Raw genomic sequence first — 22,078 nt, forward strand, 5'->3', positions numbered from 1 at the left:
CTTTGCCGAACAACGTTCTAATCTTAATAAAAACATACAATAATGACAACGGTAACGGTTGATTCAGGGATCCAAAAAGCCCTTAAAGAACTAAATATTAAAGACCTTAACGCAGGTACTTCAACGGGTTCCCATTTCTTTTCTTCAGGAGAAACTTTAGATTCTTTTTCCCCGGTAGATGGAGGGAGAATTGCTGGTGTAAAGACCACTTCCAAGGCAGACTACGATAAAGTAATGGCTGCCGCGACAGAGGCTTTTAAAACATGGCGATTAAAACCGGCTCCACAGCGAGGAGAGATAGTGAGGCAATTTGGCCTGCGTTTGCGCGAATTAAAAGAACCCCTGGGGAAACTGGTTTCCTATGAAATGGGAAAATCGTATCAGGAAGGATTGGGTGAGGTTCAGGAAATGATCGACATCTGTGATTTTGCGGTTGGATTATCCCGACAATTACACGGACTTACCATGCACTCTGAACGACCAGGACATAGAATGTACGAGCAATACCATCCTCTTGGGGTGGTGGGGATCATTTCTGCCTTTAACTTCCCGGTAGCCGTATGGGCCTGGAATACCGCACTTGCCTGGGTATGTGGAGACGTATGTGTATGGAAACCTTCAGAAAAAACCCCTCTTTGCGGAATTGCCTGTCAGCATATCATTGCTGAAGTGCTTAAGGAGAATGGCCTTCCAGAAGGTATTTCTTGTCTTATAAATGGAGATTACAAGGTGGGAGAATATATGACCAATGATCAGCGAATTCCGTTGATCTCAGCTACGGGATCTATCCGCATGGGTAAGATTGTAGCTCAGGCTGTTGGGAGTAGATTGGGAAAATCCCTCTTGGAATTAGGCGGGAACAATGCCATTATTGTGACCCCAAATGCCGATATTAAAATGACTGTCATTGGGGCTGTATTTGGCGCTGTGGGTACTGCCGGGCAACGCTGTACATCCACGAGAAGACTAATCATCCACGACTCTATTTACCAACAAGTAAAGGAAGCTCTAGTTGATGCCTATACTCAATTGCGTATTGGGAATCCCCTGGATGAGTCTAATCATGTTGGGCCCTTAATTGATAAAGACGCAGTTGCTGCCTACCAAAATGCACTTCAAGAAGTAGTGGCACAAGGTGGCTCGCTTCTGGTGGAAGGTGGTGTTCTTCAGGGTGAGGGTTATGAAAGTGGTTGTTATGTAAAACCTGCGATTGCTGAGGCCAAAAATTCGTTTAAGATTGTACAACACGAAACTTTTGCTCCTATTCTGTACCTGATGTCCTATTCGGGAGACGTTGAGGATGCTATAGCTATTCAAAACGGGGTGGTACAAGGATTATCATCAGCCATCATGACCAGTAATTTGAGAGAAGCAGAACTGTTTTTAGCAGCCTCCGGTAGCGACTGTGGTATTGCCAATGTGAATATTGGAACTTCGGGAGCTGAAATAGGTGGGGCTTTTGGAGGTGAAAAGGAGACCGGCGGGGGTCGTGAATCCGGGTCTGATGCCTGGAAAGTGTATATGAGAAGGCAAACCAATACCATTAATTACACCACAGAATTACCATTGGCCCAGGGAATAAAATTTGATTTGTAATGTTCTTTTTTGAGTATCTTTAGAAATGATAATTGTTACGGAGAAGTTCTCGAACACCTCTGTAATTGTTATTTGAATTTTTAATATCTTGTAGGAAAATACATCTAATCATTGCTGCCATGTCTAAAAGAACGACCAACATCCTGGGATTTATCATTACACTACTTGCAGGCACCTTTTTTTTTGTTATGTACTGCGGTCAGTGTGCGTAGTCTAAGAAGCTTGGTATATGCAGGAAGAACAGATCTTCCTTTTTATGGTTGTGGTCTAACAAACAATAGAATAAGTAAATAAAATACATCTCTTATGGATCTAGAATATATGGATATCTGGTGCTGGCTCATCCCATTGGCCGTTGGGCTTATCTGCGGTTTTTTTGGTTACCTTATAGGCAGAGGGTCTAACCCAACCGTTGATTTTAACTCGGAAATTAAATCCTTACAGCAGCAAAATGAAAAGGCGAAGGCCGATCTTGCCAAATGTGAGCAAAAACTGGCAGCTGGCTCTTCTTTAAATAACTTAACTGCCCATCCGTTTAACGCTGCGGAAGCTAAAAAAGCGCTTGGAAAAGCAGTAAAACTAAATGATCTTTCACTTGTAGAAGGGATAGGTCCTAAGATCCGAAGCTTGTTCCATAACTTCGAAATCAACACCTGGAAGGCCCTATCAGAAACATCGGTAGCTAAATGTCAGGAAGTTTTGGATTCCGGCGGCGATCGATATAAAGTTCATGACCCGGCCTCATGGCCTATGCAAGCAAAAATGGCTGCTGAAGGCAAATGGAAAGACCTTGCCAAATGGCAGGATGAACATAAACATGGAAAATTATAGAAAGTACCCGCTTTAAAAAGCGGGTTTTTTATATCACACCATTGGCTTGTACCCAGCTAAAACGGTATTGATCTTCAGGAAATTTCATGCGCTCGGAGATGCGAATTAATCGATCCGGAAGTTTCATCAGATAATCTCTGGCCTTTTCGGCTTCTGCACTTAACCCTCTAAGTGTTCCCAGATCCCAATACGCATTTAATTTTTGCAAGATCTCAATATAATCCTGAGACGTGTAGACTCCCAGTCGTTGAGCACAATTAGAAAAATTCTCAAAGGCCGCTCCTATGGTGCCACCAGATTCTCGTAAAAAATGTGCCGGCATAATAATTTTGAACTTCATCATATCTGCGAAGGCCAGGATCATTCCGTTAGGATCATGGCTAAGGATTGTCTTTACAAATTCCCGGTATGCAAGGTGATGACGCATTTCATCTCCTGCAATGATAGAACACATCTTGCCCAAAAGGGTGTTCCCTTTTTTCTTAGCCATCTGACCTACTCTTTTATGAGAAATATTTGTGGCCAGTTCCTGAAAGGTTGTATAAACAAAGTTTTTATACGGATCCCTGTCTGTCCCAATATCAAATCCATCGGTGATCAAATGCTGTGTAGTGATCTCTACCTGTCTCATGTTGACCCTGCCAGACAGATATAAGTATTTATTCAATACATCCCCATGTCTGTTCTCTTCTGCTGTCCAAGCCCTTACCCATCTAGACCAGCCATTGTTCTCCTTGGCGTGCTGATTGATTCCCTCAACATCCATAAGCCATGATTCATAGGTTGGTAAAGCCTCTTCTGTAATGGTATCGGCCACCAGGGTTACCCAAAAATCATATCCCAATTCCTTGGCCTCTTCTCTAATTTGTTCAACATGATCAAAGAAGCCGTCCGATTGAGAATCGGGTAAAAAATCCGAAGGTTGCCAAATCTGTTCTGCAGGGATTAGGAAATCATCCATAAACCCGGATACCTTTGGTTCAATGGCATCCATCACTTCTAGTCGAATATTCTTCATTTTTTCCATGTTACTCTACAAAGTACGATAATAATTAAAGGAAATTCTATTAAAATATTACCAAAATTTAGTTCCTCCCCTGCTCTCCAGGGTAAAAAGAACATACAGCATCGCTTTGCCAAAATTCTTTTGTATCTACATCGAGGATCGTTAAGGGGCCCTTATAAGCCGCTGCCGTATCAATGTTCCAAACATTGGCTGCCCGGTGCGGTTGGGTCTTCCCTATTTTGCTTAAAGGAGTATGGCCAATATAGATCTCTTTGTAATGAGCGAGGCGTTTAGGATAATACAGGCTTTCCTTTGTTAGTTTGGGATCCAAAGAAAGTGCCAATTCCCATAGCGTACGATCCCAATAGAAGGTCTTGGAAAAATATTCGAAATCTACTCCCTTCAGGTTGGTAAATCCGGCATGCAAAAAGAGTCTTTGTTCCTTGTCCAGATAGTAATTTCGAAGTCCCTCGTAAAATGGCAGGTGGGCTTTCTTTATATCATTTCCGGCCCTGTCATAAGAATCTATAGTTGCCTGACCCCCATTCATTAACCAAAGTGGATTGTCTTCTCCGGTCTCTAACCAGTGATAACACAGATCATCATGGTTACCTCTTAAAAAGATGCATCTATGTTTCTGTTGTAATTCCAAAAGGAAGGTAACCGTCTCAACTGCCTCACTCCACCCATCTACATAATCTCCTAAAAAAATTAGCAGATCGCTCTGCTGTATATCTGCTTTTTCCAATACCTGTTGCAAGGCTTTTACACCTGCATGAATGTCTCCAATTACCAATGTTCTCATGGCACAAAAATCGCAATTTATCGCAGGAACTCACTATGAGTGTGCTTAAAAAATAAAGCAGTTCTCATCCTATTCCTATAAATTCTTAAAGACATGGTTTATATTGCACTTTATTTTTACAGTATTTTGTAACTCCTAAACCTCTAAGGCCATCCTATGCCATCTAAACGTATTTATTGTATTGGTGAGTTATTAATAGATTTTGTCGCCGAAAAGCAGGGGGCCGATCTTTCAAAGGCCACTCTTTTTACAAAGAAGGCAGGGGGTGCTCCGGCAAATGTGGCCTGTGCCATTTCGAAATTAGGAGGTAAAAGCGCTTTTATTGGTTGTGTTGGAAACGATCCTTTCGGGACCTTTTTACTAAATACATTAGATACGTTCGACGTAGATCTTTCTCTTGTGCAAAGATCACAGACCTTCACCACACTGGCTTTTGTTTCTTTGGCTGAAAATGGGGAACGCGATTTTGTTTTTTCACGAGGTGCCGACAGGGAATTAACGTATGACCCTTCAGTAAAAGTTGTTATTAAAGATCAAATGGTTCATTTAGGTGCCGCTACTGCCCTCTTGGGCGGACCTTTGGAAAAAGCATATGGGCATTACCTGTTCGACGCGATTACCGAAAATGCCTTTATTAGTTTCGATCCAAACTTTCGCGCAGATCTATGGAAAGACAAGGAAGCTACTTTTATCAAAAAAAGCATGACCTATATAGAGAAATCTCATTTGTGTAAATTTAGTCTTGAAGAGGCTCAAATGATATCAAAAAAAAGTTCTCTTACCGAGGCATGTGAAGTTCTTCATAACATAGGAGCCCAGATCATTGCCGTTACCCTGGGTTCTGAAGGCACCTTTGTAAGCACTAAAAACACCCAACAGACCATTCCAACAATTCCTGTAACTCCTGTTGATACCACCGGAGCAGGTGATGCATTTATTGGATGTCTGTTACAACAGATCAGCACGCTACCCTCTTATAATCATATTTTAGAAAATAACACCAGACTTATGGACATGGTTGTGAATGCGAATAAGGCCGGAGCAATAACAACAACGGGCTATGGCGCTATTGAATCTCTGCCAGATGAACGTCAATTGTACGCATCGAGATGAATCAAACAGCGCTTCACAGGAAGCTGGCCTCAAAAGATCTGAAAGATCTACAAAAGGTTAGCCCTCAAAAACTTTTTGATCTTCGGGTTTCTGCAAACCTTCCGCTGATTAAGGAATTGTTTTACACCCTTTATAGCGATCCCAAACACAGCCGTTATTTTGAAGAACTTCAGGAATTACTTCCCTCACTGTTTCAAACAAGATCGGACGAATTAAAGATCCATGACCTTCACTTACTCAAGAAGGGAAACTGGTATCAGTCCGAGAAAATGGTTGGAATGCAGTTGTACGTAGACCTGTTCAACAAGAATTTGAAAGGGATAGAAGAAAAAATCCCCTATTTCAAAGAATTAGGGATAAATCTTCTTCACCTAATGCCCATCACAACCCGGCCAAAAGGGGAAAATGATGGCGGATATGCTGTTAACAGTTATACCGCTGTTGACCATCGATTTGGTTCTAAGAAAGATCTGCTGGCACTCACTTCAAAATTAAGAGAGAACGGCATTTATCTGATGCTCGATTTTGTTGTAAATCATACCTCGGATGAATATCCCTGGGCCAAAAAGGCCTTAAAAGGGAGTGCAAAATATCAGGGCTATTATTATATGTTTCCGGACAGGACAATACCCGATGCTTTTGAAGCGTCCTTACCTGAAGTATTCCCGGCTACTTCGCCCGGAAACTTTACCTACAGGAAAGAAATATCTCGGTGGGTCATGACGGTTTTTAACTCGTATCAGTGGGATCTCAACTATGCGAATCCGAAGGTATTCCTGGAGATGTTATCTAACCTGGTTGCCATGGTGAACAGTGGAGTTGATGTGGTGCGTTTTGATGCCCTTGCATTTCTTTGGAAAAAAATTGGAACAAATTCACAGAACCTGCCGGAGGCCCATATGCTTATTACTTTATTCCGCATGTGCCTACAAACTATTACCCCAAGTGTTATCTTCCTGGCAGAAGCCATTGTGTCTCCCAAAGAAATCATCAAGTATTTTGGAGAAGGAAACAGTAAAGGTAATGAGTGCGAAGTGGCTTATAATGCCTCTCTTATGGCGCTACTATGGAATTCCATAGCGACCAAAAAAACCTTGCTGCTTAACAAGACCCTTAAAAACAGTCCGGAGAAACCTGAGGAAACAACCTGGATCAATTATGTACGTTGTCATGATGATATTGGCCTTGGATTAGAGGATCAGTATATCTCGGAACTTGGATGGAATCCGTGGCTTCACCGAATGTTTTTGCTGGATTATTATTGCCAGGGATTAGATTGGAGTCCGGCTATAGGATATAGATTTATGCATAATCCAGCTACAGGCGATGGTCGTATTACCGGAAGTTGTGCCTCTTTATTAGGTCTGGAAAAAGCGATGCAAATACAGCATCGGGAAGCTATTGAACAAGCCATTCAAAAGATCCTGATGCTTCACGGGATCATCTTATCTTTTGGTGGGATCCCATTGATTTACGCAGGTGATGAACTTGGTACCTTGAATGATTATTCCTATCTGAACGATGAGCACAAAAAGTATGACAGCCGATGGGTGAACAGACCTTCACACGATTGGAAAACTGTTGCACAATTGAAGGATGATGACTTTCCGGCCTCCATTATATTCAATGGCCTTAAACATATGATCTCCTTGCGAAAGAAAATAAAATTGTTTTCGGATTCCAATAATGTGGTCTTGCACGATGCCCATAACCCGCATCTATTTCTTTATGAACGAGTTGGGAAAAAGAAAGAAGGGGTATTGATCCTTGCTAATTTTGACGAACATCCGCAGATATTAGACGCTTTTGTACTCTTATCTTTAGGGTATCTAAAAGATGGAGTGCTTCACGATCTACTTACCAATAAAAAAAGGACCTTAAGCAGCGGCCTTGTGGAAGTACAACCCTATCAGCTCCTTTGGCTTGCCAAACCTTAACTATAGCGGACTTTCCGTAAGATTCTAAGGGATTCTTTTAAGTTGCTGTACACTGTTTCTTCCCTTGATTTAATTAGACCTTTTAGAATCTCCATTTGCTCCTTTGCTTCTTCAAAGCCATTTAAATAGCAAATGAGATAGGTGGCAGGTGCTTGTTTTAGATCTGTTACCTCTGCCTTGGTAAGATCCCTGTTCTTATGAATTTTTTGTATCAGTGCATTATTGGCATTGTAGATATGATGCAAGGTCTTACGATCGTATTGCGGAGGTTCAAAGATTAGTTCTCCTGTTATCTGGTAGGTGCCATTATTTTGAAATGCTATGCTCACTTTTTCCAAAGGAAAGTACCGTTGTTCTTTTCCCAGGCCCAGTTGCACATATTCCGTGATAGTAAATGAATTCTCCGTAAAACCAATGGTGATCTCATCGAGTGTTGAGTAAAAGAGTTTAACCTGCTCATTGATTAATTCTATATCTACCCTCGAGTAATAGATTTTGTCTTTTACCTTTTTCTTATTCCCTGCCCAGCAGATCACAAATTGCTCCTTAAAGACCTTGTAATCGCTGCTTAAGTCTTTGTGACGGTAATTGAGAAAATCGATCACTCCATCTAGCGTAAGTTCAATATTGTTACGTGCATGTTTTTCTATGGTAGCCACAGTACCCGAATTAAGGTCTTTTAATTGGATATCGAAGGCTTTGGGCATACTGATGCTCCCTTCTCTGAAGAAGACGGCTCCTCCATAGTATTTCCAAATATTCTTTCGAAGGGAACAGACTTTTCCATTAGATCTGATAGTCACCAATCCCACCACTCTCCCTTCCGGAAGATGGGGAAACGGAATATTTTCGTACGCTATTAAAGGTGGATTGTCTAAATAGGCATTGACAAGGTTCTGTATCTTACTGTCATCAAAAAAATCGACCCCTACGATCTTGTTATCCTCATCTTCTACTCCAATGGCGATATACGAATTGTTTATAGGATTGCTGTTCGCCAGAGCGCAGACGTGCTTTAAGAATTTTCCCTTTCCTTCCTTCTGGCCAATATCAATGAATCGTTTTTTATCATAAAAACTATTCTCATCGTTGTGAGCCAAAAGGTTTTTTACCAGGAGGCGTTTGTTGATCATACTTGCTTCTTCACAATTGTGCTACTTGCCTGTGCCGTGGGCATTACCACCAGATCGGCAATGTTCACATGGTAGGGTCTTGTAACCACAAAATAAATAATATCTGCTATGTCTTCAGGTAGTAGTGGTTTGTATCCCTGATACACCTTTGCGGCACGCAGCTCATCACCCTTAAAACGCACCTCACTAAACTCGGTCTCTACCAATCCCGGATTTACAGCACCTACGCGTATTCCATATTCATTCAGATCTATTCGCATGCCCTGATTTATAGCATCTACTGCATATTTACTGGCGCAGTAGACATTTCCATTGGGATAGACCTCTTTCCCCGCCGTAGAACCTATATTGATAATATGCCCGGATCTATTGGCTACCATCACGGGTAGTATGGCCCTTGATACATAGAGCAAGCCCTTTACATTGATATCGATCATAGCATCCCAATCGGAGAGATCTCCGGTTTGAATGGGATCAAGGCCATGGGCATTACCGGCATTGTTGACTAAAATGTCTATAGAGGCAAAATCCTCAGGGAGCGATTTTATGGCTGTTTCCACTGCCTCCTTGTCTCTAACATCAAAATTCAGGGTATACACTTTGGTGTGAGCACTGAGTTTTTTCGCCAGGGCATCGAGATTTGCCTGCCGTCTTCCACATAGTACAAGAGCTATGCCATGGTAAGCAAATAATTTTGCTGTGGCCTTGCCAATTCCGCTGGTTGCCCCAGTAATAAATGCTGTTTTATTCATAGCTATCAAAATTATAATCTATTAGGGAACTTTATGCCCTTGTGAGGCCGTTAAGAGTGTAAACCAGTCTTCCAGTTCCATATTGATTTTAGAAGCCTTAATCCCATCGGCCAGTCTGTCCATATTGGTTGTCCCAACAACAGGATAAATATGTGCAGGGTGCTTCATTAGCCAGGCTAAGATCAGTTGGTCTTCACTTGCCTTATATTTTTCCTTGAATGGGATCATTACTTCTTTGATCCTTTTGGTTCTTTCATTATTTTCTCTAAAATAAGACCCGAGGGGAGACCAGGCCATGGCTACTCTTTTCTTTGTAATACAATCATCTAAAGTGCCGTCATACATCACACCTTCTGAAGTAAGCGAACATTCTACCTGGTTGGCACTGACCGGTATGGCATTTTCAATCATTGCGATCTGAGAAGGCGTAAAATTAGAAACTCCGAATGAACGTATCTTGCCGCTGCTCATCAGATGTTCTACCGCCTTGGCTATTGGCTCAGGATCCATCAGCGGACTTGGCCTGTGCAACAAAAACAGATCCAGATATTCGGTATGTAATTTTTCCAGCGAACGTTCTGCAGACCAAATGATATAGTCTGTTGTATAGTTGTAGTGCTTGGTGACATTATCTCTGGTCTCACAAACATATTGAATACCACATTTGCTGATCAATTCAATTTTATCCCTGCCAATCTTGCTTTCAGAGAACGCCTTCCCAAATTCCTCTTCATTACCATATGCACCGTAAATATCCGCATGATCAAAGCTTGTGATGCCATGTTCCAGACAATGATTCATCAAAGAGATCATCTCATTTTTGGAAAGCTGCTTTCCCCAGCTTCCCCAGGTCATCGTTCCCGCAATAATTCTTGAATACTTTAAAGGAGTTTTCATAGGCTAGTGAAATTACTAAAAATCCCTTAAATACATCATAAAACTTGGGCCTCCCAAAAATTTTTAACCAATCATTAACAGGCATTGAATGAATAAATTTTCAATTTGCATAGCCTTTGATCTAATAGATTGACAGACAATTATTAAAAGACAATTATGGAAGAAAATACTACAATAGATATAAGTGCAGTAAACGAGAAAATTGCTCAGGAAAGTGCCTTTATAGATCTGCTGATGATGGAGATGAATAAGGTGATCGTAGGTCAAAAGCATATGACAGAACGATTACTGATAGGCCTTCTTGGCCAGGGCCATATTCTGTTGGAAGGAGTTCCCGGACTTGCAAAAACATTGGCGATCAACACCCTTGCTAAAGCAGTTAAGGGAAGTTTTAGCCGTATCCAATTTACTCCAGACCTCTTGCCTGCAGATGTTGTAGGGACCCTTATCTACAACATGAAGGTAAGTGATTTTTCCATCAAAAAAGGTCCCATTTTCGCCAATTTTGTGTTGGCCGATGAGATCAATCGTGCCCCTGCCAAGGTACAGTCAGCACTGCTGGAGGCCATGCAGGAAAGGCAGGTAACCATTGGAGATGAGACCTTTGCTCTAGATGCCCCCTTTTTGGTAATGGCCACGCAAAACCCTATTGAACAGGAGGGTACCTATCCTTTGCCAGAAGCTCAGATAGACCGATTTATGTTAAAAACGGTGATAGACTACCCAAAGATGAATGAGGAACGAATGATCATTCGCCAGAATTTAAAGGGTGCAATAGAGGCGGTAAAGCCGGTCATTACGCTAAAACAGATCCTGAGTGCCCAAAAGGCAGTTAGAGAGGTCTATATGGATGAAAAGATAGAAAAGTATATTCTAGACCTGGTCTTTGCCACCCGCTATCCTGAAAAATACAACCTGGAAGATCTTAAACCCCTTATCAGCTTTGGGGCATCTCCAAGAGGAAGTATCAATTTAGCGTTAGCGATTGCCGCCAAGTGTTATGCCTTTATAAAAAGAAGAGGCTATGTGGTGCCAGAAGATGTTAGAGCGGTCATTCACGATGTATTGCGACACAGGGTTGGGATAACCTATGAGGCTGAAGCCGAAAGCGTCACCTCGGAAGAGATCATCAACCGTATCGTAAACGAAATTGAAGTACCCTAAAAGTTCAATGTTTGAAAATCGTTCAACTATTCACATTTGAACCAAGCTGCTAAAACTTGAACCCATGGATACAAAAGAACTACTCAAGAAGGTTCGCAAAATAGAGATCAAAACCCGTCGGTTATCCGACCACATTTTTGGAGGAGAATATCATTCAACCTTCAAAGGACGCGGCATGACCTTTAGTGAAGTTCGGCAGTATCAATTTGGTGATGACGTACGGTCTATTGACTGGAATGTCACGGCCCGTTACAATGAACCTTACGTAAAAGTATTTGAGGAAGAGCGAGAGCTTACCTTAATGCTCATGGTAGATATTAGTGGATCAGAGTTATTTGGAACGGTAAACCAGTTCAAAAAAGCAGTTATCACGGAAATATCGGCAACATTGGCTTTCTCAGCCCTGCAGAACAATGATAAAGTAGGTATGATACTGTTCTCAGATGAAGTTGAGTTGTTTATCCCCCCAAAAAAAGGAAAAAGTCACGTTTTGAGGATCATTCGGGAATTACTAGAGTTTAAACCGCATAGTAAAAAGACCGATCTAACGGAAGCCTTGAAATATCTCTCTAATGTGATGAAAAAGAAGGCAATCGTCTTTATCCTTTCAGATTTTATGATGGACGAATACGAGCGCACCATGAAGATCGTAGGTAATAAGCACGATGTAACAGGAATTAGAGTGTATGACCCAAATGAAGAGAACATCATTAACCTTGGAATGGTGCAGTTGGAAGATGCCGAGACGGGAGATGTACATGTAGTGAATACTCAGTCTAAGAAAGTAAGAAATGCTTATCATGCCTATTACAGGGACAGGGTGAGTTATTTCAAGAATACATTTACCAAATCGGGTGCAGGTATTTTGGATTGCCGGGTAGATGAAAGTTATGTAAAAAAATTACTAGGATATTTCAAGCAACGAGGCTAGCATTAAAAATGAACAGTTTTAAGTCATATTCGAAATGTATGGAGGTCCGGCTAATTGGTCGCGGGCTTGCAGTTCTTATTATGTTTTTTACTCTTGCGATTAAAGCCCAAACTGAGCCCAGGGTAAGCACTTCGGTAGACACTACTTCCATAAAGATCGGAGAACAAATTCAATTTCAGGTAACCGTAGAAGCAGACACTACGGCACAAGTGATATTTCCTGAGGGTCAAACCTTTTCACCTCTAGAAACTGTAGAAGCCTTTAAAACAGATACCACCAAGAAGCAGCCAGATCGAATGACCCTGCAGAAGATCTATGCGCTAACTCAGTTCGATTCTGGCACTTTTACACTCCCCATACAACGAATTGAGATAGATGGAAAAGGATATTTTACAGATTCTTTAATAGTACAGGTAACCTCAGTGGAAGTGGATACAATTACCAAAGAGATATATGATATTAAACCACTGATCCCGGTAGAAAAAAATAGTGCAGACATTCAGTTCTTTCTGTGGATCATTCTTGGTGTTTTAATACTTGCGGGGCTGGTTTATTGGTTCTTTTTTAGAAAAAAAAGATTGAGTGAAGACGAGAAAGAGGCCCTTCTGCCTCCTTATGACAGGGCTCTTTTGGAACTAAAACGGCTAGAAAATTCTCGCTATATCATTCAGGATGAATACAAAAAGTACTATTCTGAACTAACAGATATTGTACGATCTTACCTGGAAGAGGATGTGCATATCTCAGCACTTGAGAGTACTACCAGTCAGCTTATTTCCAAATTGGAATTGATGAAGGATGCCGGAACACTGAGGATTGAAGCAGATACCATTGACCAATTCAAAAAAATACTGGAAACCGCAGATCTTGTAAAATTTGCACGTTCTAAACCGGAATCATCCAAGGCCGAACAAGACAGAAAGGCGATTGAACAGATCGTGATCAAGACCAAAGAGGCCATTCCGGAACCTACTGAAGAAGAATTGATGCAAGAGGCCGCTTATCAGGAGGCATTACTTTTAAGAAAAAAGAGAAAACGATGGGTACTTGCCGGTGTTTCAGCAGCAGCCATACTGGTCCTTGCCCTGGGAGTGTCTATGTTTTATTACGGTTATGAGAATGTTCGCGATACTGTGGTTCGCAATCCGTCGAAACGATTGCTGGAAGGTGAATGGGTTTCCAGTTCCTATGGCTATCCGCCAATTGACTTATCTGCCCCCGAAGTATTGATTAGGCAAGAAGTTGTGATCCCGCCGGAGGAAAAAGATAAGATCCAAAACACCCAGGTGTTCTCTTATTACAATCCGAACAATATGCTGGGAGTGGGCACCACCTCTACTACATTGACAGAACCTACAGATCCCGATTATCAAAAAAGTATAGATGAGGTCTTAAAAGATTTTGCAGACAAAGGCGCCAGAAATATCATTACCAAACAAGAAGAATTTAGTTCTGCCTCCGGGGTACCCGGACTTAAGGTTTACGGAAGTGGTACTTTCCAGGCAAGTGGATCGGGTGAAAGAGTAAAAGGAAAGTATGCAATTATATTATTCGGAGGAAAGGGATTTCAACAACAAATAGTGCTCTCCTGGGAAGACGGGGATTCCTATGCGGAAGAGATCATCAATAGAATTATAAACTCCATAGACGTTAAAACACAAGTGTAGATGTTTGAAAATATCCAATTCGCAAATCCACAATTCTTTTGGTTGTTCTTAGGACTTCCTTTGGCCTTGCTTTGGTATTTTTTTAAACGAAAGGAACAAACTGCTACTTTGAAAATATCTAGTGTGCAGGGTTTCCCGAAGAACAATCTTCTTCCTAAACTAAGGCCTCTTTTGTTTATGTTACGCTTACTGGCAATTGCCGCTGTAATTACAGCAATGGCAAGGCCACAAACCCGTGAAGTATCTACCAGGACAAAGACTACAAAAGGGATCGATATTGTGATGGCCATTGATGTATCATCTAGTATGCTGGCACGAGATCTGCGCCCAAATCGGTTGGCAGCCTTAAAGGAGGTAGCTTCCAATTTTATTAGAGAACGGCCTAGCGACCGCATCGGGTTGGTTGCCTATGCAGGAGAAAGCTATACTAAAACCCCGATCACCAGTGATAAAGGTATTGTCTTAAATGCCCTTCGTGAGATCACATATGGACAACTGGCAGATGGAACGGCCATAGGAATGGGACTGGCCACTTCGGTGAACAGATTAAAGGATAGCAAGGCAACATCTAAGGTCATTATCCTTCTAACAGATGGTGTAAACAATTCTGGATTTATTGAACCACAAACAGCAGCCAATCTGGCGGTTGAATTTGGGATAAAGACCTATACTATAGGCCTGGGAACCAATGGAAATGCGCTTTCTCCTATCGCCTATAACGCAGATGGATCATTCCGATACGGAATGCGGCAGGTTGAAATAGATGAACCCCTGCTACAGGAAATTGCCAAGGTCACCGGGGGCAAATATTTTAGGGCAACCAACAATCAAAAGTTGGAAGCTATCTATGATGAGATCAATAAATTGGAAAAAACAGAGGTAGAAGAATTTAAGTACTATAATAACGAAGAGAAATTTAGGCCGTGGGTACTTCTCGCCGGAGTACTACTGCTTTCTGAATGGCTTTTTAGAAATACACTGTTTAGGAGTTTTATTTAAGTTATGATACAAATAGACGAATCGACATATTTTTATTTATTCCTGATCTTTCCGGTCATGGTGTTGCTGTACGTAGGTCTGTTATACTGGAAGAAAAGGACGCAGCGTAGGTTTGCCGAGCCAGTACTTTTAAAGCGCCTTACTCCCAGTAGGTCTAGTTTTAAAGGAGTATTAAAATTGTTGTTTCTACTCCTGGGGCTCTCCGGATTGATCCTTGGATTAGCCAATCCTAAGATCGGTACCAAATTGGAGACCGTTAAACGGGAGGGGGTCGATATTGTTTTTGCGATCGATGTTTCCAAAAGTATGCTGGCAGAAGATATTGCGCCCAATAGATTGGAAAAGTCAAAACGCCTGGTTTCAGAGATCATCAATCAACTGGCGAGTGATCGGATTGGTATCATTGCGTATGCAGGACAGGCAACCCCACAATTACCAATAACTACAGATTACGGCGTAGCAAAGATGTTCTTACAGTACCTGAATACGGATCTGTTATCGTCCTTGGGGACTGCCATTGATGAGGCCATTAAATTGGCAACTACCTACTACGATGATGAGGACCAGACCAATAAGGTATTATTTATTGTGTCTGACGGGGAAGATCATTCGGAAGGACTCACCATTGATGCTGTAGACCTGGCGGTAGAGCAAGGGATACGAATATTCACTATTGGTGTTGGAAAAGAAAAAGGAGCTCCCATTCCTATCAAGAGAAATGGTATTACCCAAGAACTCAAGAAAGATAGCCAGGGCGAGGTAGTAATTACAAAGCTCAATATAGAAATGCTCACAGAAATTGCGGAAAAAGGAAATGGGGAATATATTGACGGATCTAATACCGATGAAGCGGTAGAAAAAATTAAGGATGCTCTGAACCAAATGGATAAAATGGAATTTGAAGCTAAACAATTTGCAGATTACAAGGACCAATTTCAATGGTTTTTGGGTGCAGGTTTATTCTTCCTATTTTTAGACATCTTTTTATTGGACCGAAAAACAAAGTGGTTAAAGAAATTAAACCTATTTAATGAGAAAGATCATGAATAAGGGATATACATTTCTATTCTTATTGCTTTTGACTGCCTTTGTACATGCGCAGGAAGAAGTTATTAAGGAGAAGGAGAAAGCATTAAAAGCCTCGGTAGATCTTACCTGGGAAGCCAATAAAGAACTTTCGGAGAATGAATTTATAAAGGCTGAAGCAGACTACCGCAGGGCCATTTCCAAAAGTGATGAAAATGTGGTGGCCCCCTATAATTTAGGAACGGCCTATTATAAGAAAGAAAGTTTAGAAGAAGCCTTTGGAAGATTTAAACAGGTGGGGGAATTAGCCTCCGAAAAGCCTGAAAAACACAAGGCTTTTCATAATATGGGTAATGTCTTTATGAAGAATGAAGAGTACGACAAAGCCGTGGAAGCATATAAAGAAGCTCTTAGAAATGACCCAACGGATGAAGAAACCAGATATAACCTGGCACTCGCGAAAGCATTAGCCAAAAAAGAGAAAGACCAGGATAAGGAGGGCGATGAAGACAAAAAAGATCCGAAGGAGGAAAAAGAAGATCAAGAGGAGAAGAAAGAAGACAAACAAGATCAGGAACAAGATAATAAGGAGAAAGACGAAGGCGAACAGGAGAAAGATGACAATAAAGATGGTGATGGCGAAGAGAAGAAGGAGCAACCTAAACAAGGTGAAAAACCGGATGAGGAAAAACAACCCAGAAAAAATCAGCTTTCACCCCAACAAGTAAAAAACCTGCTCGAGGCCATGCAGAATGAAGAAAACAAGGTGCAGGAAAAGATGAACGAGAAAAAAGTAAAAGGTCCTAAAAGTAAAAACGCTAAAGATTGGTAGTGATGCATAGACTTACATATTTGTTTGGTATGCTATTCCTGATTCTGGGTTCAACCCTTTCTTATTCCCAGGATGAGGAGGCTGTGGAATTTGAGGTTAATCTAAGTAAGGATAGACTGGGAATCAATGAACGACTCCGGGTAGAATTTACTATGAACAAAGATGGGGATAACTTTACGCCCCCAGATTTTGAAGGTTTTCGTGTCCTGATGGGTCCTTCTCAAAATATCAGTTCTTCATGGGTAAATGGTGTACGAAGTTACTCTAAAACCTATTTCTATATTCTGGCACCTACAGAACGAGGCAACTTCACTATTAAACAAGCATCTATTATTATTAATGGTAAAACCTATAAGTCGCTTCCCAAGAAAGTAGAAGTAACTGCTGCAGTAGACAAGCCCAGTGATCAAATGACCGCAGATGATATTGCTGATGAAAGTCTTCATTTGGTTGCAGAAGTTTCTAAGGCAACACCGTATTTAAATGAAGCCATCAGTGTTGTTTACAAACTCTATGTTAGTCCGACTATTAATGTTTCCAATTTCCGTCCCTTGGACAATCCTACCTATAATAATTTCTGGAGTCAGGATATCCCGGTTACCTCTTACAACGTTAAAAATGGCACCTATAATGGAAAATCATACCGCTATGTTATTCTAAAACGTGTTGTATTATATCCTCAGAAAAGTGGCTCACTGGAAATTGAACCCTTATCGCTCGATGTAACCCTGGAGGTGCCAACAAACAGGCGAGATTTCTTTGGTGGGCCCATATATGCACAAACCAATAAGACCGTTTCCGCCGGGCAGCGAACTATTCGTGTTACACCGCTGCCAACTGAAGGGCAACCGAGCAATTTTGGTGGTGCTGTTGGAAAATTCAAGTTTAAGGTAACCACCAGTAAAAAGAGTCTTAAGGCTTCGGAATCGTTACAGGCGATCGTTCAGGTAGAAGGAGAGGGAAATCTAAAGCTTTTTCAGTTACCAGTATTGGAAATGCCGGGATCCCTGGAAGTATACGAACCTGAATTCAATGAAAATGTGAGAACTACCCTTTCGGGTATGCAGGGCAAAGTAAGTAATCAATATACGGTAGTGCCCTCCTTTAAAGGTAAATATCCCATTCCTCCTATCGGCTTTAGCTATTTTGATCCTGAAAGCCAGGGCTATAAATCCATCTCCTCTGAAGAGATCATGATAGATGTAATGGAGGGGCCGTTAGAAACCTCTTCAGGAAGTATTGCCGTTGGTCAAAATAACAAACGTGTAATTCAAAGTACGGGGTCTCAGTTCAATTTTATAAAATTGACCCCCAATTTGCAGCCTATTAGGGATAGAGTCTTTTTTGGTTCGTTAAAATTTTATCTTTTCCTTATCAGTCCACTTCTTCTTATTCCATTAGCCATTGTCTTTGGTAAGAAAAGAGAAGCTATTGCCAGCGATGAAGTTGGAAACAGAATAAAAAAGGCCAATAGATTAGCTCGAAAATACCTCTTCACGGCTAAAAAGGCTCTGGGAGAAAAAGATGCGTTTTACATCGCCCTGGAAAAGGCCTTGCATAATTATCTGAAAGCAAAACTAAAGATTGAGACCTCCGAGTTTGCCAAGGAGAAAATTGCCTTATTACTCGCTCAAAAAGAGGTAGACCCTGATACCGCTGAAGGCTTTATTGCCCTATTAAAAAATTGTGAGATGGCAAGATACAGCCCATTTTCCGAAGTTCAAATGCAACAAGATTACAAGAAGGCAAGTGAGGTTATTTCAGCTATGGATAAACAATTGTAGTGATGAAAAAGTGGATTTTATTATTATTCATATTCTCCTTTTCTATAGGGTTAGCACAAAACGAAGTATTATTCGATAGTGCCACCAAAGCCTATAATGAAGGCAGCTATTTAGAAGCCATTGACAACTACCATGAGATCCTGAAGTCGGGCCAGCATTCTGCCGAAGTGTATTTCAATCTGGGAAATTCTTATTACAAGGCAAATAAAATAGGTCCCAGCATTTATTATTACGAAAAAGCATTGCTGCTCGATCCCAATGATGCTGAAATATTGAGCAACTTGGCCTATGCACAAAATATGACTATCGATGCCATAGAGCCTTTGCCACAGACATCCATTTCAAGAATGGTTTCGAGTGTAAAGAACATCCTCACCTTTGATCAATGGGCCTATACTGCTGTTGTCTTTATGTTTTTGTTTGTTCTGTTATACCTGGCCTTCTACTTTTTTCAATTTGCTGATAAGAAGAGAATGGCATTTATTGCAAGTATGATATGTCTATTTGCAACGGCCATCAGCATTTTGTTTGGCGTTATACAGTACCGGGATTTTACACAAACTCAGCCCGCTATCATTTTCGCCTCTGAAACTGCAGTGAAGGAAGAACCCAACAACAGGAGCAATACAATTTTTGACCTACATGAAGGCAGCAAGGTTTTTGTAGAAGAAGAATTAAACGATTGGAATAAGATTCGACTGGCGGATGGTAAAAATGGGTGGATCCCTGCAACTGATCTTAGAGTGTTGAAAGATTTTTAATTTATCCTTAACATATTTTATTGATTTTCCTTATATTTTTGGTCTTATTATTTCTTAATTTATGAAGTCTTTTATATTTGTCATCTTAACGTCTATCTGGTTAACAGGAATTTTGGCTCCGCCAGTGCTCCAGCTATTAGATGTTACTACGCCTTTTATATCGATCAATATGAATGAAGAAGAGCCTCAGGAACAGGCAAAAAAGGATCTTAGTGAAGAGATCATCCTTTCAAATCTTCCCAGACATCAATCAGTTTTCTTTTTAAGTAGTTTATCCCAAACTAACTGGGAACAAAGTTTACTTTATTTGTCTTACTCTACAGAGATACAGCTTCCTCCTCCTGAGGTTGCTCAATAGTGTTTCATCTTTTTATCTTATTAATAAACAACCTTGAGCCTTTGGTTCAGGAAACAAACACTTTGTTATTATGTTTAAAACTTTAAAAAAAGATTTACCAGCAAGTATCGTTGTATTCTTCGTAGCCCTTCCGCTTTGCCTGGGCATAGCCCTTGCCAGTGGAGCCCCACTATTTTCCGGCTTAATTGCAGGCATTGTAGGTGGTATTGTCGTTGGGTCCTTAAGTGGCTCACAAATTGGGGTAAGTGGCCCTGCAGCAGGACTGGCCGCCATTGTACTAACAGCCATTGGCGCCTTAGGCGGGTATCAAAATTTCTTAGTGGCCGTTGTTCTCGGTGGTGCTATTCAATTGCTTTTTGGTGTATTAAAAGCAGGGATAATAGGATATTACTTCCCATCTTCTGTTATTAAAGGTATGCTTACGGGCATTGGTATCATCATTATCCTGAAGCAGATTCCCCACTTTTTTGGGTATGACGCAGACCCGGAAGGAGATTTTGCCTTTTTTCAGGTCGATGGTGAAAATACCTTTTCCGAAATTTTCAATTCCCTAAACTTTATTAGTCCTGGCGCAACCATCGTCGCAGCACTTGGACTGGGAATACTGATCCTTTGGGATAAGGTCTTAACTAAAAAGTCCAAGATATTTCAATTGATTCAGGGTCCATTGGTTGCTGTTGTCATAGGCATTTTATTTTTTGTTCTTTTTAAGGACAATGAATTTTTGTCAATTTCTGGTGAACAACTTGTGAGCGTCCCCATTCCGGATGATGCTGCTTCGTTTATGAATCAATTCAGCTTTCCAAATTTTAGTGTCATTACCCGTCCTGAGATCTGGATCACTGCCTTTACCATAGCATTGGTGGCAAGTTTGGAAACGCTGTTGTGTGTAGAGGCAACAGATAAACTAGATCCTGAAAGAAGAGTGACACCAACTAATCGAGAATTGTTGGCTCAAGGTACCGGTAATATCATTTCCGGATTAATTGGCGGTTTACCAATTACGCAGGTTATTGTTCGTAGTTCTGCTAACATCCAATCTGGAGGGAAGTCTAAGATGTCTGCCATTATCCATGGGTTCTTTTTACTGATCTCTGTTATCCTTATCCCTAGATTGTTAAATATGATTCCTTTGTCTGTCCTGGCCGCAATTTTATTTATCGTTGGCTATAAACTGGCAAAGCCGGCACTCTTTAAGAAAATGTACGATCTTGGATGGAAGCAATTTGTTCCTTTTACGGTAACGGTTGGAGGGATCATTTTTACAGATCTCCTTGTTGGAATTGGTCTTGGATTAGGTGTTGGTATTATAGTCATCTTAATTAAGAGCTATCAAAACTCTCATTTCCTGCATATAGAGGATAAAAGCAACGGCAAACATAGAATTAAAATGACACTTGCCGAAGAAGTAACATTTTTTAACAAAGGTGCCATTTTAAAGGAGTTAGACAGTTTACCTAGAGATACGTACTTGGAATTGGATGTAAGAAAAACAAGGTATCTGGACAATGATATCATTGAAATTCTTGACGATTTTGCATACAAAGCCAAAGAAAGAAATATAGATATAAAGTTGATTTCAGAGCTGGGTACCGTTGAAAATCCGTTGAGTTTTATCGAATTCTTTAAACTAAGACCAAAATCAGCTTAATTAGATAAATTATGAAACCTAATAGAAATACGTATAGAATACTAGTACTTTCAGATTTGCACAAATCTTCAAGTACAATGTTAAAAAGCGCCGTAGGCCTTGCTAAAATGATCAATGCTGAGATAGAAGTATTCCATGTTACAAAGCCTTCAGATATTGTAGCCAGCGAAAATCAATTATCCGCAATGCGTACAATTAATTCAAAGCATAAAACAATAGATAAGAAAATTCAAAATTTGATTACCCCTGTTGAAAAGGATTTCGGGATGAATATAGCATATTCGTTTGCGTTCGGTAATTTAAAAAATGAAATTGGTGCTTATATCAAAAAACGGCAACCCGATATTATCGTACTGGGGAAACGAAAATCCAAACTCTTAAAATTGATCGGTGATAGTATTACAGAGTTTGTCTTAAATGCCCATGACGGGGTAGTTCTAATAACTACAGATAATGATGTATTATTGCCGAACAAAGAAATTTCTCTCGGATTACTTAATAGTTCGAAACCATTCTTAAATTTGGCTTTTGCCGAAGATTTGATGGAACATATTCAAAAACCCTTGAAATCGTTCAAGATTATTAAAAATTCTACTGCGGTAAAGGAAGTATCAAAAGTTATGGACGACGAAACAATAGAATATGTATTTGAACAGAATGATGGCACAATCAAGAACCTAGCTAACTACCTATCAAAAAATAAAATCAGTCTATTATTGATCGATAGGGAGCAGAAAGATTCGGATAAAGCGAAGAAATTAATTAGGTTGGATACCAATAGTGTCATTGGCAAGTTCAATACCCCCCTTTTGATCTCGGGCAAATAAAAATATAG

At 40.7% G+C, this 22,078-nt stretch carries 20 protein-coding genes; 15 read left to right on the forward strand and 5 right to left on the reverse strand.

Annotated elements, in window-relative coordinates; all coding sequences use genetic code 11:
* Positions 1 to 42: 42 nt before the first annotated feature.
* Both Q0X72_RS05835 and Q0X72_RS05840 read left to right on the forward strand, forming a co-directional pair.
* Positions 43 to 1,596, forward strand: coding sequence for an aldehyde dehydrogenase family protein (locus Q0X72_RS05835; RefSeq protein WP_297762776.1), 1,554 nt, complete (start codon positions 43 to 45; stop codon positions 1,594 to 1,596).
* 306 nt (positions 1,597 to 1,902) lie between these two features.
* A complete protein-coding gene (locus Q0X72_RS05840; protein WP_297762778.1) occupies positions 1,903 to 2,427 on the forward strand; it encodes a hypothetical protein in 525 nt (174 codons plus the stop codon).
* A 28-nt stretch (positions 2,428 to 2,455) separates the two neighbouring features.
* On the opposite strand, the gene Q0X72_RS05845 is transcribed toward Q0X72_RS05840, so the two are convergent.
* Together Q0X72_RS05845 and Q0X72_RS05850 are read right to left on the reverse strand one after the other, a co-directional pair.
* Positions 2,456 to 3,445, reverse strand: a complete 990-nt coding sequence (locus tag Q0X72_RS05845; protein ID WP_297762781.1) for an acyl-ACP desaturase — start codon at positions 3,443 to 3,445, stop codon at positions 2,456 to 2,458.
* A gap of 67 nt (positions 3,446 to 3,512) precedes the next feature.
* Positions 3,513 to 4,238 carry a metallophosphoesterase gene (locus Q0X72_RS05850; RefSeq protein WP_297762784.1) on the reverse strand — a complete coding sequence of 242 codons (726 nt, stop codon included), beginning with the start codon at positions 4,236 to 4,238 and terminating at the stop codon, positions 3,513 to 3,515.
* Between the two features lie 156 nt (positions 4,239 to 4,394).
* Here Q0X72_RS05850 and Q0X72_RS05855 point away from each other — a divergent pair, with 156 nt between their 5' ends.
* A complete protein-coding gene (locus Q0X72_RS05855) occupies positions 4,395 to 5,351 on the forward strand; it encodes a carbohydrate kinase (protein WP_297762785.1) in 957 nt (318 codons plus the stop codon).
* Complete coding sequence (locus Q0X72_RS05860) at positions 5,348 to 7,288, forward strand: amylosucrase (RefSeq protein ID WP_297762787.1); 1,941 nt, start codon at positions 5,348 to 5,350, stop codon at positions 7,286 to 7,288. The genes Q0X72_RS05855 and Q0X72_RS05860 overlap by 4 nt, the downstream gene beginning before the upstream one ends.
* Here the strand turns inward: Q0X72_RS05860 and Q0X72_RS05865 are convergent.
* From Q0X72_RS05865 to Q0X72_RS05875, 3 genes are read right to left on the reverse strand one after another with little or no spacing between them, the layout of a single operon-like run.
* Entirely contained in the window at positions 7,285 to 8,421 is a 1,137-nt protein-coding gene (locus tag Q0X72_RS05865) for an ATP-binding protein (protein WP_297762788.1), read from the reverse strand. The two genes, Q0X72_RS05860 and Q0X72_RS05865, sit on opposite strands and share 4 nt — an antisense overlap.
* Positions 8,418 to 9,173, reverse strand: coding sequence for an SDR family NAD(P)-dependent oxidoreductase (locus tag Q0X72_RS05870; RefSeq protein WP_297762791.1), 756 nt, complete (start codon positions 9,171 to 9,173; stop codon positions 8,418 to 8,420). The genes Q0X72_RS05865 and Q0X72_RS05870 overlap by 4 nt, the downstream gene beginning before the upstream one ends.
* Positions 9,174 to 9,194: 21 nt before the next feature.
* Positions 9,195 to 10,070 carry an aldo/keto reductase gene (locus tag Q0X72_RS05875; protein WP_297762794.1) on the reverse strand — a complete coding sequence of 292 codons (876 nt, stop codon included), beginning with the start codon at positions 10,068 to 10,070 and terminating at the stop codon, positions 9,195 to 9,197.
* 156 nt (positions 10,071 to 10,226) lie between these two features.
* Here Q0X72_RS05875 and Q0X72_RS05880 point away from each other — a divergent pair, with 156 nt between their 5' ends.
* The 11 genes from Q0X72_RS05880 to Q0X72_RS05930 all read left to right on the forward strand — a co-directional run bounded on the left by Q0X72_RS05880 (position 10,227) and on the right by Q0X72_RS05930 (position 22,070).
* A complete protein-coding gene (locus Q0X72_RS05880; RefSeq protein ID WP_297762797.1) occupies positions 10,227 to 11,234 on the forward strand; it encodes an AAA family ATPase in 1,008 nt (335 codons plus the stop codon).
* A gap of 64 nt (positions 11,235 to 11,298) precedes the next feature.
* Positions 11,299 to 12,165, forward strand: a complete 867-nt coding sequence (locus tag Q0X72_RS05885) for a DUF58 domain-containing protein (protein WP_297762800.1) — start codon at positions 11,299 to 11,301, stop codon at positions 12,163 to 12,165.
* A 38-nt stretch (positions 12,166 to 12,203) separates the two neighbouring features.
* Entirely contained in the window at positions 12,204 to 13,832 is a 1,629-nt protein-coding gene (locus Q0X72_RS05890; protein ID WP_297762803.1) for a BatD family protein, read from the forward strand.
* Positions 13,833 to 14,831: a VWA domain-containing protein gene (locus Q0X72_RS05895; protein WP_297762806.1), complete on the forward strand. Its 999-nt coding sequence runs from the start codon at positions 13,833 to 13,835 to the stop codon at positions 14,829 to 14,831. It abuts the gene before it with no gap.
* 3 nt (positions 14,832 to 14,834) lie between these two features.
* On the forward strand, positions 14,835 to 15,881 hold the full coding sequence (locus Q0X72_RS05900; protein ID WP_297762809.1) for a VWA domain-containing protein: 1,047 nt from the start codon (positions 14,835 to 14,837) through the stop codon (positions 15,879 to 15,881).
* Positions 15,862 to 16,689 (forward strand): tetratricopeptide repeat protein, encoded by an 828-nt coding sequence (locus Q0X72_RS05905; protein WP_297762811.1) that lies wholly within the window; start codon positions 15,862 to 15,864, stop codon positions 16,687 to 16,689. The genes Q0X72_RS05900 and Q0X72_RS05905 overlap by 20 nt, the downstream gene beginning before the upstream one ends.
* Positions 16,690 to 16,691: 2 nt before the next feature.
* Entirely contained in the window at positions 16,692 to 18,473 is a 1,782-nt protein-coding gene (locus Q0X72_RS05910) for a BatD family protein (RefSeq protein WP_297762813.1), read from the forward strand.
* Positions 18,474 to 18,475: 2 nt separating this feature from the next.
* Positions 18,476 to 19,234 carry a tetratricopeptide repeat protein gene (locus tag Q0X72_RS05915; protein ID WP_297762815.1) on the forward strand — a complete coding sequence of 253 codons (759 nt, stop codon included), beginning with the start codon at positions 18,476 to 18,478 and terminating at the stop codon, positions 19,232 to 19,234.
* Positions 19,235 to 19,295: 61 nt separating this feature from the next.
* Complete coding sequence (locus tag Q0X72_RS05920) at positions 19,296 to 19,592, forward strand: hypothetical protein (protein WP_297762818.1); 297 nt, start codon at positions 19,296 to 19,298, stop codon at positions 19,590 to 19,592.
* Between the two features lie 70 nt (positions 19,593 to 19,662).
* Entirely contained in the window at positions 19,663 to 21,243 is a 1,581-nt protein-coding gene (locus tag Q0X72_RS05925; protein WP_297762821.1) for a SulP family inorganic anion transporter, read from the forward strand.
* 11 nt (positions 21,244 to 21,254) lie between these two features.
* The gene (locus Q0X72_RS05930) at positions 21,255 to 22,070 is read left to right on the forward strand and encodes a universal stress protein (protein ID WP_297762824.1); all 816 of its coding nucleotides are present in this window, start codon (positions 21,255 to 21,257) and stop codon (positions 22,068 to 22,070) included.
* The last annotated feature ends 8 nt before the right edge of the window (positions 22,071 to 22,078 follow it).

The organism is uncultured Muriicola sp. (assembly GCF_947258935.1).
Classification (GTDB): Bacteria; Bacteroidota; Bacteroidia; order Flavobacteriales; family Flavobacteriaceae; genus Muriicola.

Bases quoted from the DNA above. Each gene is read 5' to 3' on its own strand.
- Q0X72_RS05835 (WP_297762776.1), top strand. From the start codon at position 43: ATGACAACGGTAACGGTTGATTCAGGGATCCAAAAAGCCCTTAAAGAA.
- Q0X72_RS05840 (WP_297762778.1), top strand. From the start codon at position 1,903: ATGGATCTAGAATATATGGATATCTGGTGCTGGCTCATCCCATTGGCC.
- Q0X72_RS05845 (WP_297762781.1), bottom strand. From the start codon at position 3,445: ATGAAGAATATTCGACTAGAAGTGATGGATGCCATTGAACCAAAGGTA.
- Q0X72_RS05850 (WP_297762784.1), bottom strand. From the start codon at position 4,238: ATGAGAACATTGGTAATTGGAGACATTCATGCAGGTGTAAAAGCCTTG.
- Q0X72_RS05855 (WP_297762785.1), top strand. From the start codon at position 4,395: ATGCCATCTAAACGTATTTATTGTATTGGTGAGTTATTAATAGATTTT.
- Q0X72_RS05860 (WP_297762787.1), top strand. From the start codon at position 5,348: ATGAATCAAACAGCGCTTCACAGGAAGCTGGCCTCAAAAGATCTGAAA.
- Q0X72_RS05865 (WP_297762788.1), bottom strand. From the start codon at position 8,421: ATGATCAACAAACGCCTCCTGGTAAAAAACCTTTTGGCTCACAACGAT.
- Q0X72_RS05870 (WP_297762791.1), bottom strand. From the start codon at position 9,173: ATGAATAAAACAGCATTTATTACTGGGGCAACCAGCGGAATTGGCAAG.
- Q0X72_RS05875 (WP_297762794.1), bottom strand. From the start codon at position 10,070: ATGAAAACTCCTTTAAAGTATTCAAGAATTATTGCGGGAACGATGACC.
- Q0X72_RS05880 (WP_297762797.1), top strand. From the start codon at position 10,227: ATGGAAGAAAATACTACAATAGATATAAGTGCAGTAAACGAGAAAATT.
- Q0X72_RS05885 (WP_297762800.1), top strand. From the start codon at position 11,299: ATGGATACAAAAGAACTACTCAAGAAGGTTCGCAAAATAGAGATCAAA.
- Q0X72_RS05890 (WP_297762803.1), top strand. From the start codon at position 12,204: ATGGAGGTCCGGCTAATTGGTCGCGGGCTTGCAGTTCTTATTATGTTT.
- Q0X72_RS05895 (WP_297762806.1), top strand. From the start codon at position 13,833: ATGTTTGAAAATATCCAATTCGCAAATCCACAATTCTTTTGGTTGTTC.
- Q0X72_RS05900 (WP_297762809.1), top strand. From the start codon at position 14,835: ATGATACAAATAGACGAATCGACATATTTTTATTTATTCCTGATCTTT.
- Q0X72_RS05905 (WP_297762811.1), top strand. From the start codon at position 15,862: ATGAGAAAGATCATGAATAAGGGATATACATTTCTATTCTTATTGCTT.
- Q0X72_RS05910 (WP_297762813.1), top strand. From the start codon at position 16,692: ATGCATAGACTTACATATTTGTTTGGTATGCTATTCCTGATTCTGGGT.
- Q0X72_RS05915 (WP_297762815.1), top strand. From the start codon at position 18,476: ATGAAAAAGTGGATTTTATTATTATTCATATTCTCCTTTTCTATAGGG.
- Q0X72_RS05920 (WP_297762818.1), top strand. From the start codon at position 19,296: ATGAAGTCTTTTATATTTGTCATCTTAACGTCTATCTGGTTAACAGGA.
- Q0X72_RS05925 (WP_297762821.1), top strand. From the start codon at position 19,663: ATGTTTAAAACTTTAAAAAAAGATTTACCAGCAAGTATCGTTGTATTC.
- Q0X72_RS05930 (WP_297762824.1), top strand. From the start codon at position 21,255: ATGAAACCTAATAGAAATACGTATAGAATACTAGTACTTTCAGATTTG.